At 46.2% G+C, this 676-nt stretch carries 1 rRNA gene; it reads right to left on the reverse strand.

Going from position 1 to position 676, the window contains the following annotated elements:
- Nucleotides 1-369: 369 nt before the first annotated feature.
- Nucleotides 370-486: ribosomal RNA gene (gene rrf / locus IEY46_RS36165) — 5S ribosomal RNA — on the reverse strand.
- Nucleotides 487-676 lie beyond the last annotated feature (190 nt).

The raw sequence follows: 676 nt of genomic DNA on the forward strand, positions 1-676 counted from the left end.
CTCCTAGCGCCTAGGCATCCTCCGTGCGCCCTTATTAGCTTAACCTCGATGGTTGGTTTGGACGGCGAATCGTTAGATTCGACGTTCAGCATCCATCGTTAGGTGGTTGGTTTGAATCTGAAATCATAAGATTTCAGGTTCAGCATCCACCTCGTTGATTGGTTTGAACTTCAATGAGTCCACCAATCAACAATATGATTATCCCAGCTAAAGGACATTACACTTGCTTCTTCATATCCAGTTTTCAAGGTGCAATACCCGCCATGTAACAGCAGGAATATTATCTTACCATGATTTTTTCTGCTTCTCAACCATTAAAAAAATGGAAGTTAGAGAAAAACCGCAGTAATATTGGGCATAAAAGTACCCGCTTGGCAACGTCCTACTCTCCCAGGACCCTGCGGTCCAAGTACCATCGGCGCTGGAGGGCTTAACGGTCGTGTTCGAGATGGGAACGTGTGGTTCCCCTCCGCCATCGCCACCAAACGAGATTTCTGAACCGTTTCCCGTAAAAGGAAAACATGTCCAAAAATACGGTTGAAAGAGACTTGCTCTTTCAAAACTGACAACGAGCGAGCAATAACTGCCTTCATTTATCCGATCTTCATCGAGACCGGGTAATTCCTTAGAAAGGAGGTGATCCAGCCGCACCTTCCGATACGGCTACCTTGTTACG

The sequence above is a fragment of the Paenibacillus nasutitermitis genome (genome assembly GCF_014641075.1).
GTDB classification, from domain to species: domain Bacteria; phylum Bacillota; class Bacilli; order Paenibacillales; family Paenibacillaceae; genus Paenibacillus_Z; species Paenibacillus_Z nasutitermitis.